Origin of the sequence: Parabacteroides timonensis (genome assembly GCF_900128505.1) — a bacterium.
Classification (GTDB): domain Bacteria; phylum Bacteroidota; class Bacteroidia; order Bacteroidales; family Tannerellaceae; genus Parabacteroides; species Parabacteroides timonensis.
The window spans coordinates 884,713-903,417 of record NZ_LT669940.1 but is presented as its reverse complement, the minus strand read 5'-3'; the positions used below and the strand labels follow the sequence as shown (position 1 = coordinate 903,417).

Genomic DNA, 18,705 nt, shown 5'->3' with positions numbered 1-18,705 from the left:
CACTTCCTTTTTTCGGAAGCAGCCGTTTATAATTTATCTTATGGGAAGAGATTACATCATGCCACCCATTCCGCCCATACCTGGGTTCATCGGAGGCATAGCAGGAGTATCTTCTTTCTTCTCTGCGATCACACATTCTGTTGTCAGGAACATACCAGCAATAGAAGCTGCATTTTCCAAAGCAACACGAGTCACCTTAGCCGGGTCGATTACACCTACTGCACACAGGTTTTCATATTTGTCTGTACGAGCATTGTAACCGAAGTCACCTTTACCTTCTTTTACTTTCTGAACAATAACGGCACCTTCTTTACCTGCATTAGCAACGATCTGACGCAACGGTTCTTCGATAGCACGTTTAACGATTTCGATACCTGTTGTTTCGTCTTCGTTTTCACCCTTCAGACCCTCCAATGCTTCGATAGCACGGATGTAAGCTACACCACCACCAGGAACTGTACCTTCTTCGATAGCAGCGCGGGTTGCATGCAAAGCATCGTCAACACGGTCTTTCTTTTCTTTCATTTCCACTTCAGAAGGAGCACCTACATAAAGAACAGCTACACCACCTGCCATCTTAGCCAGACGTTCCTGCAGTTTTTCTTTATCGTAATCGGAAGTAGTGTTTTCGATCTGAGTCTTGATCTGACCGATACGAGCCTGGATAGCAGCTTTGTCGCCTGCACCGTTAACAATGATAGTAGTATCTTTGTCTACAGTAACCTTTTCAGCAGTACCCAACATGTCCATTGTAGCACCTTCCAGCTTCAAACCTTTTTCTTCGGAGATAACAACACCACCTGTCAATACAGCGATATCTTCCAACATAGCTTTACGACGGTCACCGAAGCCCGGAGCCTTCACAGCACAGATCTTCAGAGAACCACGCAGACGGTTCACAACCAATGTTGCCAATGCTTCACTGTCGATATCTTCAGCGATGATCAACAGAGGACGTCCGCTCTGAACAGCCGGTTCAAGGATAGGAAGCAAGTCTTTCAATACAGAGATCTTCTTGTCGTAGATCAGGATATACGGATTTTCCATCTCACATTCCATCTTTTCTGTATTTGTTACGAAGTACGGAGAGATATAACCACGGTCGAACTGCATACCTTCCACTACGTCTACTGTAGTTTCAGTACCTTTAGCTTCTTCCACTGTGATAACGCCTTCTTTCTTCACTTTCTGCATAGCTTCAGCAATCAGTTTACCGATCGTTTCGTCACCGTTGGCAGAGATTTTAGCTACGTGTTCGATCTTTTCGAACTGGTCGCCTACTTCTTCAGCCTGGTCAGCGATCTTTTCAACCACTTTGGCAACAGCTTTGTCGATACCGCGTTTCAGGTCCATTGGGTTAGCACCTGCTGTAACGTTCTTCAAACCAACGCCGATGATGGATTGTGCCAATACAGTAGCAGTAGTCGTACCGTCACCTGCATTGTCGTTAGTCTTTGAAGCCACTTCTTTAACCAACTGAGCACCCATGTTTTCGAACGGGCAAGCCAATTCAACTTCTTTGGCAACCGTTACACCGTCTTTTGTAATGTGAGGAGCACCGAATTTCTTTTCGATGATCACGTTACGACCTTTCGGGCCTAATGTTACTTTTACTGCATTTGCCAGTTCGTCCACGCCTTTCTTCAAAAGGTCGCGGGCATCCATATCGTACTTAATTTCTTTTGCCATGATTATATTATTTTTTTATTGTCCGTTAATGAATTAGATAATAGCTAAGATATCAGACTGACGCATGATCAAATACTTTTCACCGTCCAGTTCGATTTCTGTTCCTGCATACTTTCCGTACAGTACAGTATCGCCACTCTTCACAACCATTTCTTCATCCTTTGTTCCGTTACCTACGGCAACAACTTCACCTTTTAAAGGTTTTTCTTTTGCTGAATCAGGGATAATGATTCCGCCAAGTGTCTTTTCTTCTGCTGCAGCCGGCTTGATAAGCACTCTGTCTGCTAATGGTCTAATGTTCATCTTTGATATATTTTTTAATTGTTAATAATGTTATGTTTATATGTGTATTTCTAATTCACGTTTACTTCTATACGAAATCTGTGCCAAAATAATTGGCAGGGAAAAGACTGACAAATTTGCATAACACGACAGTTAGATAGACTGACCTGACTGACAGGATGACTATCTTTATCACCTTTTTTGCTTCGAGACTAGAACAAAAGTGCAGAGGAAGTAGTTCATAGGTCAGGATATTTTAACTGATTACTCCCGGATTTTTATTCTTTTGGGCATGCCTCAATTTAATTTTGGGCTAGCTCAAAATTGATTTCGACCATGCCCAAAATTAATTTCCAGCAAGCCCAAAAGCAAAAAAAGAAGGGATGAAAAAGTTAAAACCTGCCATCCCTTACCTTAATATATGGTATGCTACCGATTAGTCTATCAGGAGAGTAGCAATGGAATGTGCCGGTAATACAGGTTGATATACGAGGCCGTCTATTTCGAGAGCCACCTGCCGATCGTCGTTCCCTTCGTTCGCCAGAGCAACAACGATACTTTTATCGGGATTGATAAAAGCCATCAAATTGGCATACAGACCGGATGTTTCCAGTTTACGGGCACCGGGTTGCACATAATGGCTCAGATGTTTCATTATATAATATTCGGGAGTGAAGCGGAAAGTCTTCGTATCGGCATCCACCACCACCAGCGAGTTCTGCGCCCATCCCCAACGGCTGATACCGCCTTTTTCAAGGGAAATATTCCAATACATATAGGCCGAAGCACCGTTATCCAGGTAATGACGCATCAGGTTCCATGAGTAAACGGCACCGCTCCAGTCGTTCTTCCCGTCACCGCATTCCTGCTCGGTCTGGTAGAGTTTCATATCGGGATAACGTTCGTGTATACCTTTGATCGCACCTTTCCCCGCCCATTGAAAACCGACGCCTTTGATATATTCAGCACTTGCCGGATCTGTCAGGACAGTGTCGACCAGGGCTTCATTGGCACGCTCCATCGTTCCGAACATGACATTTACATCTTGCTCCTTCATGGCCGGACCGAGATAGTTACCGATAAAGTTAGCCAGAGAGGTTGCCGTCCAGCAACAGCTGGGGAATATCTGGGCCGAGTTGAATTCGTTTTGTGGCATGACGGCAAAGATGTCGATACCTTGTTCGCGGTAGGCTTCGATGAATTTTGAGAAATACAAGGCGTAAGCCTGAAGATAGAGGGAGTCCTGGATAAACATATCCGAACCTTCGTAGCCGACTTTATCGGCTGCCAGTCCGTTACGGTATTTCTCGTTGAAATTCTCTCCCGTATAGGCTGATGCATAATGTTTATTGTATTTCATCCAGGAAGGCGGGCACCAGGGGGAAGCCCAGATACTCAAGTCCGAATTGTATTTCTGTGCATTCTTGATAAAAGGAATCAGTGTTTGCTGATCGTTGGCGATGGTGAAATACGCCATATCAAAGTCGCCGTCTATCTCATTATAAGAATACCAATCGCGGGAGAAGTCGTTGGCACCGATCGGCATACGGCAGATGGTGAAGTTCGCTCCTATCTCGGGGAAAAAGAGTTCTTCCATGATTTCTTCCCTTACGATCGGATCGAGTTTACTCAAAGAGATCCATCCCAACTCATTGAAGCAGGCTCCGAAACCGTCTATCTTCTGTTGCTTTTTATGGGTATGGATAATCGCATCGATCTCCGGAATGGTATCCGGGGATACAGAGATCAGGTCGTCCTGTTCCTGCCACGGTTTGTTTTCAGTAGTCGTCACCCACGAGGCTCTCGGTTGGAACGAGCAGGAAGAGAGGCATAAAGCGATTGCGAGAATTAAACTGTATATTTTCATAAGCGGCAAATATAAAGGACAACGACTTCTCCCGTTCAAAGAGAAGTCGTTGTATTCGTTAGTTTCCTTAAGCAAATCAGAACTGTGCGATCAGCTCTTCCACAGTGACAGGGACCTGTTCGCCTGTGATCATATTCTTCAGGTTGATCTTGCCTTCGTTCATTTCCGTTTCACCGACGATGGCGACAAACGGGATTTTCTTCGTATCGGCATAGCCCATCTGTTTCTTCATCTTGGCCGCTTCCGGAAAGAGTTCGGTACGGATACCGGCGGCACGTACCTTGGCGATAATAGGCAGCAGATAACTTTCTTCTTTCTCGCCGAAGTTGACAAACAAGAGTTGTGTTGTCTTCAACGAGTCGGCAGGATAGAGATCCAGCTGGTTCAGCACGTCGAAGATACGGTCTGCACCGAAAGAGATACCGACACCTGACACACCGTCCATGCCAAATACGCCGGTCAAGTTGTCATACCGTCCGCCTCCGGTGATACTTCCGATCTGAACGTCGAGTGCTTTTACTTCGAAAATGGCGCCGGTGTAGTAGTTTAGTCCGCGTGCCAAAGTCAGGTCAAGCTCCAGTTCGGAGTTCATAGGCAGCTGATCGATACGATCGAGGATGAAGGTCATTTCTTCCACACCTTTCATGGCGATCTCGGAGGCAGCCAGTTGTTCTTTCAACACGGCCAGCTTTTCGCGGTTAGTTCCTGCCAGCATAATGATCGGCTGCAAGCGAGCAATGGCTTCTTCGGTAAGCCCTTTCGAGCGAAGTTCCTCGTTTACATTGTCCAGGCCGATCTTATCCAACTTGTCGATAGCGACAGTTATGTCGACAATCTTATCTGCTTCACCAATGATCTCGGCGATACCGGATAAAATCTTACGGTTGTTCATCTTGATACAAACGCGGATATCGAAGCGGTGGAATACCTCATCCATGATCTGGATCAGTTCCACTTCATTGATCAGCGAGTCGGAACCGACCACGTCACCATCACACTGGTAGAATTCGCGGTAACGTCCTTTCTGCGGACGGTCGGCACGCCATACAGGCTGTATCTGATAACGTTTGAAAGGGAATGTTATATCATTACGGTGCTGAACCACGTAACGGGCAAAAGGCACGGTCAGGTCATAACGCAGACCTTTCTCACAGGCTTTCACGCCAAACTTTACAGCATTACGTTCCAATAGCTCCTCATCGGTAATGCCGGAGAAGCAATCGCCTGAGTTTAATATCTTAAAAAGCAGCTTATCACCTTCTTCACCATATTTGCCCATCAAAGTAGACAGGTTCTCCATGGCCGGTGTTTCGATTTGCTGAAATCCGTACAGATGATATACGTCGCGAATAGTGTTGAATATATAATTACGTTTCGCCATTTCTTCAGGCGAAAAATCTCTTGTACCTTTTGGTATAGATGGCTTCTGCATATATTGTCCGCTCTTGTTTATCGTCGGAGCTAACCGACTTCTAGCTATTAAATTATTATTCGGAATGCAAAGGTAGGTATTTTGTTTCAATTTCGTAGATTCCGAACAAACATAGTACCACATCTATCACAAAAGTTTTGACTCTTCGCCACTCCGTAAAAATTCAACAAAAAAATAGACCTTGGATTTCCATAAGTAAAAACCAATTAATACATTTGCTCAATCACATTAAAAATGCAATATTATGATTTACACAAATGAATTTCAGGATATGACAGTTCAGGCTACCTCTTTCATCGGATGTGGTAACCCTAATGCTAATATTTTAATAACCGGAAAAGAAGCTGCCATTGCTCCAGATAACAAGCAACAACAATCTTGGGAACTTGATAGTAATATAGAAAACTGGAAAGAAAACATCAACCAATGTAAAAGTTTGGAAGATATTAAAAACTACCCACCCTATAACCCTCTTTATCCTTACAAAGGACAACTATATAAAGTTGGAGGTGATAAAGGTACAAGTCGTACATGGTATCAATATCAAAAACTATTGAACCACATTCTGAAAACACCAGATAATAAAACCATCAAATTCCACGAAAATTGCTTTACGACCGACTTTAGCGCAAACATCGCAAAATACAGTCACTTGACTGATAAAAGTAAAACTCAAGCATCTATTGATGAGAGAAAAGTAATGTTCGCCCATCCTTTCTTCCAACATTTCCCAATAGTCCTTGTTGCCTGTGGGCATTATCCCAAGACGTATGGAATTGATTTGGAAAAATTATTTCAAGTAACATGGAAACAACCGACACAACCTGTTGGTAGATTTTGGTTAAATATTCATAGAGGAAATAATCCAGAAAATCCGAAATTACTTATCCATACTAACCAACTTTCCATGGCATCGGACGAACTCATCTATAAAATCGCAGAGTATATTACCTCTTTTACAACAGAGTATAATATCAAACTATAGAACAAAGGCCTATGAAAATATTTAAACATTCGGTTCTTTTATTAATGATATTACTATGCAGTGCGTCTACGAATAAAAGAAATTACTATTGCAAATACTGTGGTCACAAATCGTCCACAGTATCTGCATTAACTTCCGGTTACTGTCAACGCCACCCTGACGGATATAATAAAGGACGGCATAAACTATACGAAAGTACTGAGAAACAAAAATACATTTGTAAATATTGCGGCATACAATCTAGCAGTATTTCTACTTTAACTGCTGGTAAGTGCCAACGTCATCCCAAGGGATATAATAGAGGACGACACCAACCAGCCCTTTAAATCTTATGAAGCTACTGATAGGTATTTTGTTTCAATTTCGTAGTTTTCCGGTTAAGTTGATTGTTTTACCGGTTTCTTTTTATTACGTTTGTAACATAAACTACAAAACACATAACTATGAAAAAGAAACAGAAAAAAGCGTTGTATGGCGAGATCGGTAGTTTTGCTATCGATTTAGCCAAGTACACTATAACAGGTGTTATTATTACTGCCTTACTAAAGGATTTTGGAGACAATACGATTCTTATTTATTCTATTGGAATTATATCTACTTCATGTTTCCTGGGAATAGGTTTATTACTAATTAAATTAAAGGAGGAGTAGTTATGGCAAATATTCTCATGGCTTTTTCAATCCCTATGACATTACTTATAGGAGTACTGATCTGGGTTTATTTTATGGAGAAAGATACCCGTAAAGCGAAGAAAAAGAAGAAATAAAAATAGCTGCCCGAGCCATTCAGAATGGCTCGGGCAGCTATTTTTAGTGGGTGCAGCAGCCAGTCCCTATTCACTGCAGCAGCCAGTTTTATCCGCTGCCGCAGTCATTTTCGTTTAGTCGCGGCTTCTTCCGCCCAGGAAGATCATTACATAATATAATAAGGTAGCCAGCGATCCCAAAGCAGCCACCACATAGGTATAAGCAGCAGAACGCAAAGCATCTTCCGCCATTCCATGCGTACTGACATTCGTTATGCCGGCACTACTCAACCAAACCAATGCACGCTGGCTGGCATTGATCTCAACCGGCAACGTGATAAAGCTGAACAATGTCGTCGATGCGAACAGAATGATACCGAACAGCAGCAACTGCGGGAACTGATGGATCAGCAACATACCGCCCAGCAACACCCACGTCATGATATTCGAAGCGAAGCTGACCACCGGCACCAATGCCGACCGCATCTTCAGCGGAGCATACGAAGTGGCATGCTGTACCGCATGACCGCATTCATGGGCTGCAACGGCAGCCGCAGCAATACTATTACTGTAATATACCGATTCACTAAGATTCACCGTTTGATTTGCAGGATTGTAATGGTCTGTCAAATGTCCGGGAGTAGAAATCACCTTCACGTCGTAAATGCCGTTATCATGCAACATCTTCTCAGCCACGTCCTTTCCGGTCATACCGTTAGGCATAGGGATCTTAGAATACTTCTCAAACTTGTTTTTCAGTCGGGAAGATACCAGCCAGCTTAACAAGGCAAAACCAATAAATATAATCCAATACATGCTCATAATGCTCTAATTAATTAAGTGTTATACAAGAAATGTCTTACAAAAAGTCTGCCAAAAACAAAAATGGCAGAAGATGGGCCTGCTGAGAGGTGGTCTTCTGCCATTTTGTAATAGTATATGAGGTTTATTCTTCCGTATACCGGATAATTGTCTGTTCACGGTCAGGTCCTACTGACACGATTTTAACGGGAACACCCAACTCTTCTTCCAGGAAGGAAAGGTAAGCGTTGAATTCTTCAGGGAATTCATCTTCGCTCTGCATCTTTGTCATGTCAGTCTTCCAACCCGGCAGTTCAACGTATACCGGTTCGATCGTATCGTCGATCTCGAACGGAAATTCCGTTACTTCTTCGCCGTTGATCTTGTAAGCCACACAAGCCTTGATCGTTTCGAAGCTATCGAGTACGTCGCTCTTCATCATGATAAGCTGGCTTACGCCGTTGATCATAACGGCATATTTCAAAGCTACCAGGTCGATCCAGCCGCAACGACGTTTACGTCCTGTTACAGAACCGAACTCATGCCCTAACGTACAAAGCAGATCGCCTGTTTCATCGAACAACTCTGTCGGGAACGGACCGCTACCGACACGTGTACAATACGCCTTGAAGATACCGTATACTTCACCGATATTGCGCGGAGATACGCCCAGACCCGTACAACAACCGGCACAGATCGTATTCGAAGAAGTAACGAACGGATAAGAACCGAAGTCGATATCCAGCATAGTTCCCTGTGCGCCTTCCGCCAAAACAGACTTACCGTCTTTCAGGTAGTTGTTTACCACATGCTCGCTGTCGATCAGGTTGAATTGTTTCAGATATTCCAATGCTTCAAACCATTGAGCTTCCAGTTCCTTGATATCATAAGAATAGTTCAGTGATTTCAGGATTGCTTCGTGACGTGCTTTGGCAGCAGCATATTTTTCATCGAAGTTATGCAGCAAGTCACCTACGCGGAGACCGTTACGGCTGATCTTGTCTGTATATGTCGGGCCGATACCTTTACCGGTCGTACCGATCTTACCTGAACCTTTAGCCGCTTCATAAGCAGCATCCAGCATACGGTGGGTAGGCAGGATCAGGTGTGCCTTCTTGGAAATACAAAGTTGTTTGGTCAGGTCGTGACCACTGGCAGCAAGCGCTTCGGCTTCCTGCTTAAACAATAACGGGTCGAGAACGACGCCATTACCGATTACATTCACTTTTCCACCCTGGAAAATACCTGACGGAATAGAACGAAGGATATATTTTTCTCCGTTAAACTCCAATGTGTGTCCTGCATTGGGACCTCCCTGAAAACGAGTGATTACATCGTAATTCGGAGTCAGCACGTCGACAACTTTACCTTTGCCCTCGTCACCCCATTGCAATCCTAATAAAACATCTACTTTCATGTTATCTTTATAATAGACTATTAATATTCTTATTTACCATTCTTCTGCTGAAGCTTGAACTTGCATTTACTGCATATCCCATAAATATACAACGCATGAAACTCAGGTGTGAAACGGGATATCTTCAGATTGTTGACATCCTTTTTCAGCATACTGTCTTTCATTTCCCGGATCGCCCCGCACTTCATACAGATCAGATGAAGATGCGTTTCCGCCAAAGCCCGGAGTTCGTATTGAACCGATTGGGCGTTGAGTTGATGCCGCACGATCAGGCCACCGTCTTCCAGCACGTCCAGCGTATTGTAAAGCGTTGCCTTGCTCACATGGAAGTTCGTCTCTTCCAGTTTTTCCTGGAGTGAGTACATGTCGAAATGACCCGAGAAACGACATATGCATTCAAATATAGCATATCTTTCCTCCGTCTTTCGTAGTTTTTTCTCAGTCAGATACTCCGTAAACGACTGCTTCATCTCTATGTACTTCTTTTCATCCATTTCGTTGCGACTCTACGCGACCGACAAAGTTAGCGCATTTATTTTAAACGCAAAGCCTTAGCTATAATATTCAAATTCAAATTTTAAATCATTATATATTTCCTGTCCTTCCGGCGTATCCATGAACTCCGGAAACTCATCGAAACCACTTAACATTTGCTTGGCATGATCGGCAGACTGGCGACCGTAAAATTTCATTGCTTTCACAGCTGCCTGCTTCTCTTTCCAGGTAGCGCCGAAGTCGGACCAGGCGATCGTCCGCATACATTCCACAATAAATGCAGCTCTTACAGGTGCAACCACCGTTTTCCCCTCCTTGAACAGTTCCGCCCAAATCAGATAAGCCACCGTACGGGCATACTCGTCTTCCACATTGAAGATTAATCCCAAAAGAAGGTTATCGACATAAGTCAACTTGCAAAACAGATTACGGCTGCATTGCTCTGCGATTTCCAGATAGGGTATTTCTTTCACCCATTGCTTTGCCTGATCGAAAGGAAAATCATCCGCAGGCTGTAACATGGATGCCAGTATCTTGAACTCACGGATATCTTCTTTCCACAGAGCCGCTGCCAGCTCCGAACCGGGTTCGTGCATAGCAGCAATCTGCTTTATTTCGGGCAGAGGAACACCGAAGTTCAGTTTATAGTTTATCCCCTTCTCGCGCATGCTGGTGGATGTAACGCCATTCATTGCCATGCGGAGCTGGATTTTTATTTCTCTTAATTGTTCCTGCAACATAGCTTAGTCGTTGTAAGATGGGAGGAATGAATAATCGTTACTGTAACGAAGCATCTGGTCCGTGTAACCTTCGGTATAATCGAGGACGATATCGGTCACTTCTCCGTTATCGTTCTTCACCTCTTTCATAACCGGGTTCACAAAACCTTTGTAAGGAGCCAGGTTCAGTTTAGCATAACGGGCAAGCACTTCGTCGTGTAATGTCTGGTCTACTTTTACGCCATAATCTTCCACCAGTTTCTTTCCGGATGCAAAATCGCCTTCGCTCTTGATTCGCTGTACTTCAGCCAGTAACGTACCGAAGAGATTACGGAGTTTTTCGTAATCGTTTACAATTACGTATGTTTTGCCGTCACGTTTCTTATATTCGATCACGTTATCGGCTTTACCGTTCTCGTAGGCCCATTGAGCAATCAACTGACGGTTACGCATGTGGGCTTCTTCCACATTCTTACCGGCTTCGATACGGACAAGTTGTGTCATCAGGCCATTCATAATATACTTATAATACTCTGCCTTATATGCTTCTGCATCCGGCACCAAACCTAATTCCACTAATTTCGGATCACCCAGATAATACAATCCGAACAAGTCGGCACGAGCTTCTTCAAGCGTAGAATCGTACGCTTTCAAGGCTCCGGATTCCGTATCCGGCAACAGTTTACCGGAACCATGTCCCAGACATTCGTGCAAATCCGTATGTAAATTATCCGTGATAAATCCGTATTTCTTCAACGCCTCACGTTCAACGTCACTCCAAACGAACTCTTCGCTAAAACCATTGCCTTGCGAAGCCTTATCGTAGGCTTCCGTTATATTCTCGATAGTAACTGATTTCGAACCGTGGTCGCGGCGTATCCAGTCTGCATTCGGCAGATTGATGCCGATCGGAGTTGCCGGATAGCAATCGCCTCCCAGCATAGCGATGGTAATCACCTTGGCGCTTACACCCTTCACCTTTTCTTTTTTGAAACGTTTGTCTACTGGGGAATGGTCTTCAAACCATTGTGCGTTGTCGCTGATAATCTTTGTACGCTTTGTCGCTTCCTTGTTGATAAAGTTCACGGTTGATTCCCAGCTGGCCTTCATTCCCAGCGGATCGCCGTAAGTTTCGATAAAGCCGTTTACAAAGTCCACATCGGATGTCGTATCTTCTACCCAAAGGATGGAATAAGCATCAAACGTCTTCAGATCGCCTGTCTGATAGTATTCGATCAGTTTTTCGATGATTGCTTTCTGTGCATCGTTCTCGGCAAAAGGCACAGCTTTCTGCAACTCGCCGACTATCTGTTCGATGGCTGCCGAATAAAGGCCGCCGACTTTCCACACCTTCTCAACGATCTTTCCGTTCTCTTTCACCAAACGGCTGTTCAGACCGTAAGAAATCGGGGTGATAGTATCTTTTCCCGCTTTCATGGCAGTATAAAAGTCTTCCACCTCTTTCTCGGTAACACCTCCGCCATAGTAATTATTGGCGGATGCCAGAATCAGATCCTGATCACCGCTCTGCACGGTACGCTTCGCCAATACGGACGGATCAAAGATCACCGGAGATATCTCAGCGACAAACTGCTCCAGTGTCTGCCCTTCACGTAAAGGAAGATTAGCCACGTCTACCTGTTCCAGACAACTCTTGAAAAACTCAGGTGTAAATCCGGGAACAAACTTATCCTCTGCATAATGATGATGGATGCCGCTTGAAAACCACACCCGTTTCAGGTAAGTCTCCAGCGCCTTGAACTGCGCATCTTCCCGGTTTCCTTTATACGTTGTGTAAATCGTCTCCAGTGTGCGACGGATCGGCAGGTTATAGCGACAATTCTGATCAAAGAATATATCACGCCCCATCAGCGCAGCCTGCGACAAATGATATAATAACTGTTTTTGTTTCAGTGAAAGAGACTCGAATCCGGGAACCTGATAACGAAGAATCTGCAGGTCGGCGAACTGGTCTACCACATAATTAAAATCCTCCTGCGGTGCCTGTCCTTTATTTTCTTTCGGACCAGCACAAGCAGTCAATGCCATTGCTGTCATAAGCGATACTATTGTATTTCTCATATTATTTATAATAACTCTTTTGTTTTTTCTGAAGTATTACAACGAAGGGCTCTCCCGCAAAGGTAACGAATAAATCGAAGCCATAGGAATATCACCCTAATATTTTGTACCTTTGTAGCCGATATATTTAGAAAGAATGGAAATAGCAGCATTAGTATCAGGAGGTGTGGACAGCTCTGTAGTTGTCCATCAGTTGAAGGAGGCAGGATACGATCCTACCATCTTCTATATCCGTATCGGTATGGAAGATAAAGACGGATATATCGACTGCCCTGCCGAAGAAGACATAGAAATAACATCTTATATAGCACGCAAATACGGTTGCCGCATGGAAGTGGTATCCCTGCATGACGAATATTGGGACAAGGTGGTCAGCTACACGATCGACTCGGTGAAGCGCGGCCTCACTCCCAACCCGGACATGATGTGCAACAAATTTATCAAGTTCGGCTGCTTCGAAGAGAAATGGGGAAAAGACTTCGACAAGATCGCAACCGGCCATTACGCCACAACGACCGAGATAGACGGCAAAGTATGGCTTTCTACCGCTAAAGACCCGGTAAAGGACCAGACCGACTTCCTCGGACAAATCACCCGTCTGCAAATCCAGAAGCTGATGTTTCCGATCGGTCACCTCATGAAATCCGAAGTACGCGCCATCGCCGCCGAACAGAAGTTGCCCAGCGCCATGCGTAAGGACAGCCAGGGTATCTGTTTCCTCGGCAAGATCAACTATAATGACTTTATCGAACGTTACCTGGGAAAACGTGTCGGCAAGATCGTCGAATTGGAAACGGGTAAAGTCTTAGGCAAACACAACGGCTACTGGTTTCACACGATCGGACAGCGCAAAGGTCTCGGATTGAGCGGCGGCCCCTGGTTCGTTATCAAGAAAGATATCAAACGTAATATCATCTACGTCTCCAACGGCTACGACCCGGAAACACAATACGGCAAAACGATCAACCTGCATGGTTTCGACTTCATCACCGAAGACCCGTGGGGAGAGTTTACCGACGAGAAGGAAATCACCTTCAAAATCCGCCATACACCGGACTTTACCCTGGGACGTATCCGCCGTATCGGAGATTTATATCGCATCGAGTCCGAGAACAAAATACAGGGAATCGCCCCCGGCCAGTACGGTGTTGTCTACGACAAAGACCATCATCTCTGCCTGGGTAGCGGTATGATAATCGACGAAGAAAAATAAACCTTTGTCAATAATTATACTTATCTTTGTATCAGACTATAATATAAACAACTATGGAACCAACAACTTTAAAAACATTCGAAATCTCCATTCCCGAAAAATACGTATCTGCTATACGTAAACTGATAAAAAGCATGGGAGGAAGCATCACTGTTCGCAAAGAAAAGAAATGTGGACTGGATGAAGCATTGGAAGACGTGAAAGCCGGAAGAATCTATCATGCTGAAAGTACAGAGGATATGATGAAACAAATTTTCGGATGAACAAGAAATACACACTCAACTATACAGGTAAATTCAAAAAAGATTTGAAGCTCTGTAAAAAAAAGAGGATACAACATTTCCATATTCGAAAAAGTATCCAAACTTCTTGAAACAACCGGAAACCTCCCTGTAGAATACCGCCCACACAAATTAAGTGGTAAATATGAAGGCCTGTGGGAATACCATATCCAATCGGACTGGTTGTTGGTCTGGGACCAAAACGATACGGAATTAATACTTTTATTCACAGATACCGGTTCTCATGCCGATCTATTTTAAATAATAAAAGAGTACATTCACATTTTATGTACTCTTTTATTACCTAAAGCGCTTACAAACAAGAAGTTTGACCTAAACTCATCTCATTTATTCCAAGTAGTTTTTAATGGCCGATAATTGTCAGCCATACGATCGATAACCGTCAACCGCATGGTTGATAATTATCAGCCGTTCGGTTGATGGTTATCAACCACTGATTACCCGCCATAGTAATTTCATTTAGTACGCCATGTAATCTACTTCAGATAGGATAGAAAAATAAATTTATACCAGATCAGTCTATTTTTTTCCTGTTTTATTTGGTTTATATTATAAACTATTTTATATTTGCGGTGTGTAAGTGAGAAATGCGCAACTCCTTGCACTTTTTTAATCTATATGTGGTTTATAATATAAACCAATTTACAGACAACAATTAAAGAGACAACGACAATGGAAGCAACAGTAAACTCAAACAAGAAAAACAATTCATTTCCAGCACAGCTGAAGATGAATATCCTCCGCTATATCGTTATATGCAGCTTTTTGGCAGTAGTTAATTATGTCACAAGTCCATATTACTGGTGGGTTTTGTGGGTAATAGCCGGTTGGGGCATCAATCTGGGATTAGAGATCGCTAGTCATTATATGATTAAAGAAGAGGAGGAAGAAAAATGAAACGGACAATATTACTAATTATCATGGCAATGTTTTTTACCGGTAGCATGGCCTGGTCGCGGACCATTACAGTAAAAATCAGTAATATCCGGGGAGATAACGGCATGATCCTCGTCATGGCCCAGTCAGGAAAAGAAAGCAAACCTGTATACGGTATGGCCAAACCTGAAAAAGGAGAAGCCACCGTCACACTCGAAAACGTAGAATGGGAACAGTTCGACCTCTCAGTCTTCCACGATGAGAACGGCAATCATAAAATGGATTTCACAGACGACCATAAACCGGCCGAAGGATATGTCATGAAAAATTGCAAAACTCAAAAAGAAGAAGAGACAGTCAAGCTTAAATTATATTATCCTTCAAGCGAATAATACCATGAAAAGTACCTCGTTCCTCCTGTTCATCTTCGCTGCCAGCTTTTCGGGCATAGCCCAAAAGCCGGCAGGAATGACGGTTTACTCCGGACATATAACGGATGAACCGGGAAAAAGGATTGAATATGCCACCATTGTTCTGCTGAAAGATGATATACAGAAAGCCGGAGTTACGACCAATGATAAAGGTGACTTCAAACTGGAAGTAGAAAACGGAACTTATACCGTCGTCACCCAATGTCTCGGATACGATCCGGTGCGGAAAACCATTCGGTTACCGCTCTCCCACCCCGATACCATTTCACTGAAACAATCCTCCTATGCATTGAAAGAGGTCGTGGTACAAGCTAAAAACATTGAACGAAAAGCCGATCGCTTCATATTATCCGTTTCCCCTTCCAGCGGCAAAGACGGAACCGAGTTACTCTCACAGGCTCCCGGCGTATGGCTGACGGACGAAAACATATCCATAAATGGTGCGCAGGGTACAAAAGTATTTGTCGACAACCGAGAGATTAAACTCACCGGCGAAGAACTTCTCTCCTACTTACGTTCCATGAAATCAGAAGAGATCAAACGGATAGAAGTCATTCCCATTGCCGGGGCAGAATATGAAGCCAGTTCCCGTGGCGGGATCATTTCGATCACACTCCGGCAACGACAGTACAACGGCGTGCAGGGAAATATAATGATGGGGACGGTTTTATCATCTTCCCTAAACCGTTATCTGCCTTCCGCGACATTAAACGCCCGTATGGGGAAATGGACGGTAAATGCAGCAGCATCAGGTTCTTTCACACCTAAGAACAATAGCGAAATGACTTCCTCCAGAGAATACACGAACGACAGCGACCGTTTTTCGAGTCTTTCCGAATTCGATACCCGTTCGAACTACGGAACCGGACGTATCAGCTCCATTTTTGAAATCGACACACTTAACAGTATAGGTGCAGAAATAGAATATATCGGACAAGTTTCCAAAAGTAGTTCTTACAGCGAAACGGAATTAACGAAACAAGGTTTTCTATTGAACAGTACAGGAGATTATTATCAGAAAGACGACTATAATACATTATCCGCCACGGTAAACTACCTGCATAAGCTCGACAATAAAGGTTCCGTCCTTAAACTGATCACGGATTACGCCAATAAAAAGTCAACCGGAAAGAACAACTACTACACCATGCAGAAAGAATGGAATAAAGACAGTACATACAGGAGCAATTCGGATGCAACCTACCAGATCGTCACATCGGACATCGCGCTCAGGAAGCATCTTAAAAAGGGAATATCACTGAACACCGGCCTGAAGTACACCTATACATTCATGGACGATAACGCATGCTACGAAGGCTTGTCGGAAAACCAACAATGGAACGTAAACCCGGGATACGGATACGCACTCAAATATAAAGAGAACATCTTCGGAGCATACGTTTCCTTTTCTGCCGATGTCAACCGTTGGTCGTTCATCGCAGGAGTAAGGGGAGAATATACCCGGACTTCCAATAAAAGCGACCACATCGACCGGGATTATTTCGATCTTTTCCCGAACCTGAATATCACATACGCTTTCAACAACCTGAAAACATGGATGCTTGTCGGACAATATGCCCGCAATATCGAACGCCCGGCATTCTATACGCTCAATCCGAACCGCCTTCAGACTTCCGATTACAGCTATAACATCGGCAATCCGTATCTGAAACCAACGTATATCAACCGTTTCAGCGCCACCATAGTCTACAATTACCGTTATACACTGACTATCGGCGGTAGCCTGCACCACGACTTGATCCGCGAATTCTGTAAACAAGATGCAACCGATCCGGACATATCCTACATCACCTATGAAAACCACGACATCGAAAACCATTGGTTCGTCGCAGCCAACATACCGCTGCAACCGACCCCGTGGCTCGATCTGACGGCTAATTTCGTAGGTGTAAAGCAAGATATCCGCATGACGGAAGAAGCCGCTTTCGCACATCATTATCTGGCCTTTGCCAACGTGAACACATCTTTCCAATTACCGGAAGACATCACGCTGGAAGCTCAGTACAACGGAACAAGCCGCCTATATTCCGGGAACAGTGAAATCGCCTCCCGCCATATATTCAGCCTGTCTGCACGAAAAAAATTCGCCGGTAACCGTTTCCTGTTAACGGCATCGGTCAATAACATCTTCAACCGCTACAATAATTTCGTGAGTCATATCGATGCATATACGACACGGAGCCATTACGAAAGCGGCAACCTGGGACGTACATTCAAAGTTTCCCTGACCTGGAACTTCAACAACGGCAAGAAGATCAAAAAGAAGACGGTGGAACGGAGTTCCGACTCGGAAAGAAACCGGTTAAACGAAAAATAAACCGGAATGATTGACCGTTAAAAACAATGACATTATCTTTGAACAACATATTAAGAACAAAATAAAAAATAAATAAAATCATGGAAGAAAGAACACTAAACGAGAAAGAGAGCCTAGCGCTCATCACTCAAATGATAAACTCCAGTAAAAAGAACATGGAGATTGGACAAGGGAATATCATGCTAATATATGGCTATTTCACAACCGTCCTATCGATCGTTTTATTTGTACTGATTAGTCTTACACACAACTTTATATGGAGTTGGGGATGGATGCTGATGTTCGTTATATGGCCGATAATGTCTTACAGACAAAGACAAAGGCCTCCGAAAGTTGTAACTTACACCGACAAAGTCATTTCTCAGGTATGGCAGGTAATGGGCTGGATGTTCATCGTTACTTTTCTGACGATCGGTATCATCGAATTTAGTTTCGCCCGGTATATCGACTTTATCCTGATGCTGCCGCTCTCTTTGATTTATTGCGGAATCGGCGTTTCCATTACCGGAATTATCATACAGGAGCGCTGGATGACTTATACACCTCTGATCGCTTTTATTATCGCAATCTATATGCTAACCATGCTGATAATTGGCGAAAAAGCGACCACTTTATGGTATCTTTACTTCGGTTTATCGTTCGTGTTTATGATGATCATACCCGGACATATCGTCAACAATAAAGCTCAAAAGCAATGTTTAAAGAACTAGATCCGCTACTCCACTCTCAATTACGGCTCGCCGTGATGTCTATACTTCTTTCTGTCGAGGAGGCAGATTTTGTCTACCTGAAAGAAAAGACACAGGCAACGGCCGGCAACCTGAGTGTGCAGATAGATAAACTGAGCGAAGCCGGCTATATAGAAGTTGAAAAAAGTTTTGTTGGAAAGAAACCCCGTACCACCTGCCGCATAGCACCTCCCGGCAGGCAGGCATTCGAAAACTATGTCAATGCCCTGAAAGGATATATCGGGGAATAAGCATAAAAAAACAGGCACGGAACCACAAATAAATGTGTAATCCGTGCCTGTT

At 43.8% G+C, this 18,705-nt stretch carries 19 protein-coding genes; 10 read left to right on the top strand and 9 right to left on the bottom strand.

Annotated features, from left to right (window positions below; all coding sequences use genetic code 11):
* Positions 1-51: 51 nt before the first annotated feature.
* The 4 genes from groL to hisS form a co-directional block, all read right to left on the bottom strand.
* Positions 52-1,689 (bottom strand): chaperonin GroEL, encoded by a 1,638-nt coding sequence (gene groL / locus BQ7394_RS04230; protein ID WP_075556224.1) that lies wholly within the window; start codon positions 1,687-1,689, stop codon positions 52-54.
* A 33-nt stretch (positions 1,690-1,722) separates the two neighbouring features.
* Entirely contained in the window at positions 1,723-1,992 is a 270-nt protein-coding gene (locus tag BQ7394_RS04225) for a co-chaperone GroES (protein ID WP_075556223.1), read from the bottom strand.
* Positions 1,993-2,407: 415 nt separating this feature from the next.
* A complete protein-coding gene (locus tag BQ7394_RS04220; protein ID WP_075556861.1) occupies positions 2,408-3,838 on the bottom strand; it encodes a glycoside hydrolase family 30 protein in 1,431 nt (476 codons plus the stop codon).
* 76 nt (positions 3,839-3,914) lie between these two features.
* Positions 3,915-5,270, bottom strand: coding sequence for a histidine--tRNA ligase (gene hisS / locus BQ7394_RS04215; protein WP_075556222.1), 1,356 nt, complete (start codon positions 5,268-5,270; stop codon positions 3,915-3,917).
* 244 nt (positions 5,271-5,514) lie between these two features.
* Here hisS and BQ7394_RS04210 point away from each other — a divergent pair, with 244 nt between their 5' ends.
* The gene (locus BQ7394_RS04210) at positions 5,515-6,255 is read left to right on the top strand and encodes a hypothetical protein (protein WP_075556221.1); all 741 of its coding nucleotides are present in this window, start codon (positions 5,515-5,517) and stop codon (positions 6,253-6,255) included.
* A gap of 443 nt (positions 6,256-6,698) precedes the next feature.
* On the top strand, positions 6,699-6,905 hold the full coding sequence (locus tag BQ7394_RS04200) for a DUF6722 family protein (RefSeq protein WP_082211650.1): 207 nt from the start codon (positions 6,699-6,701) through the stop codon (positions 6,903-6,905).
* A 230-nt stretch (positions 6,906-7,135) separates the two neighbouring features.
* Here BQ7394_RS04200 and BQ7394_RS04195 read toward each other — a convergent pair whose 3' ends face one another.
* The 5 genes from BQ7394_RS04195 to BQ7394_RS04175 form a co-directional block, all read right to left on the bottom strand.
* A complete protein-coding gene (locus BQ7394_RS04195; protein ID WP_075556220.1) occupies positions 7,136-7,822 on the bottom strand; it encodes a zinc metallopeptidase in 687 nt (228 codons plus the stop codon).
* Positions 7,823-7,946: 124 nt separating this feature from the next.
* Positions 7,947-9,218 (bottom strand): adenylosuccinate synthase, encoded by a 1,272-nt coding sequence (locus BQ7394_RS04190; RefSeq protein ID WP_075556219.1) that lies wholly within the window; start codon positions 9,216-9,218, stop codon positions 7,947-7,949.
* A 29-nt stretch (positions 9,219-9,247) separates the two neighbouring features.
* Entirely contained in the window at positions 9,248-9,712 is a 465-nt protein-coding gene (locus tag BQ7394_RS04185; RefSeq protein ID WP_075556218.1) for a Fur family transcriptional regulator, read from the bottom strand.
* Positions 9,713-9,769: 57 nt separating this feature from the next.
* On the bottom strand, positions 9,770-10,453 hold the full coding sequence (locus BQ7394_RS04180; protein ID WP_075556217.1) for a DNA alkylation repair protein: 684 nt from the start codon (positions 10,451-10,453) through the stop codon (positions 9,770-9,772).
* 3 nt (positions 10,454-10,456) lie between these two features.
* A complete protein-coding gene (locus BQ7394_RS04175; protein WP_075556216.1) occupies positions 10,457-12,514 on the bottom strand; it encodes a dipeptidyl-peptidase 3 family protein in 2,058 nt (685 codons plus the stop codon).
* Positions 12,515-12,650: 136 nt separating this feature from the next.
* Here BQ7394_RS04175 and mnmA point away from each other — a divergent pair, with 136 nt between their 5' ends.
* The 8 genes from mnmA (at position 12,651) to BQ7394_RS04135 (ending at position 18,653) form a co-directional block, all read left to right on the top strand.
* Entirely contained in the window at positions 12,651-13,727 is a 1,077-nt protein-coding gene (gene mnmA / locus BQ7394_RS04170) for a tRNA 2-thiouridine(34) synthase MnmA (protein ID WP_075556215.1), read from the top strand.
* 53 nt (positions 13,728-13,780) lie between these two features.
* Entirely contained in the window at positions 13,781-13,990 is a 210-nt protein-coding gene (locus tag BQ7394_RS04165; protein WP_075556214.1) for a hypothetical protein, read from the top strand.
* A gap of 75 nt (positions 13,991-14,065) precedes the next feature.
* The gene (locus BQ7394_RS04160; RefSeq protein ID WP_075556858.1) at positions 14,066-14,269 is read left to right on the top strand and encodes a type II toxin-antitoxin system YafQ family toxin; all 204 of its coding nucleotides are present in this window, start codon (positions 14,066-14,068) and stop codon (positions 14,267-14,269) included.
* A 432-nt stretch (positions 14,270-14,701) separates the two neighbouring features.
* Positions 14,702-14,926: a 2TM domain-containing protein gene (locus BQ7394_RS04155; RefSeq protein ID WP_075556213.1), complete on the top strand. Its 225-nt coding sequence runs from the start codon at positions 14,702-14,704 to the stop codon at positions 14,924-14,926.
* The gene (locus BQ7394_RS04150) at positions 14,923-15,297 is read left to right on the top strand and encodes a DUF2141 domain-containing protein (protein ID WP_075556212.1); all 375 of its coding nucleotides are present in this window, start codon (positions 14,923-14,925) and stop codon (positions 15,295-15,297) included. The genes BQ7394_RS04155 and BQ7394_RS04150 overlap by 4 nt, the downstream gene beginning before the upstream one ends.
* Positions 15,298-15,301: 4 nt before the next feature.
* Complete coding sequence (locus BQ7394_RS04145) at positions 15,302-17,674, top strand: outer membrane beta-barrel family protein (protein WP_075556211.1); 2,373 nt, start codon at positions 15,302-15,304, stop codon at positions 17,672-17,674.
* Positions 17,675-17,754: 80 nt separating this feature from the next.
* The gene (locus tag BQ7394_RS04140; protein WP_075556210.1) at positions 17,755-18,384 is read left to right on the top strand and encodes a hypothetical protein; all 630 of its coding nucleotides are present in this window, start codon (positions 17,755-17,757) and stop codon (positions 18,382-18,384) included.
* Entirely contained in the window at positions 18,369-18,653 is a 285-nt protein-coding gene (locus tag BQ7394_RS04135) for a winged helix-turn-helix domain-containing protein (protein WP_075556209.1), read from the top strand. The genes BQ7394_RS04140 and BQ7394_RS04135 overlap by 16 nt, the downstream gene beginning before the upstream one ends.
* The last annotated feature ends 52 nt before the right edge of the window (positions 18,654-18,705 follow it).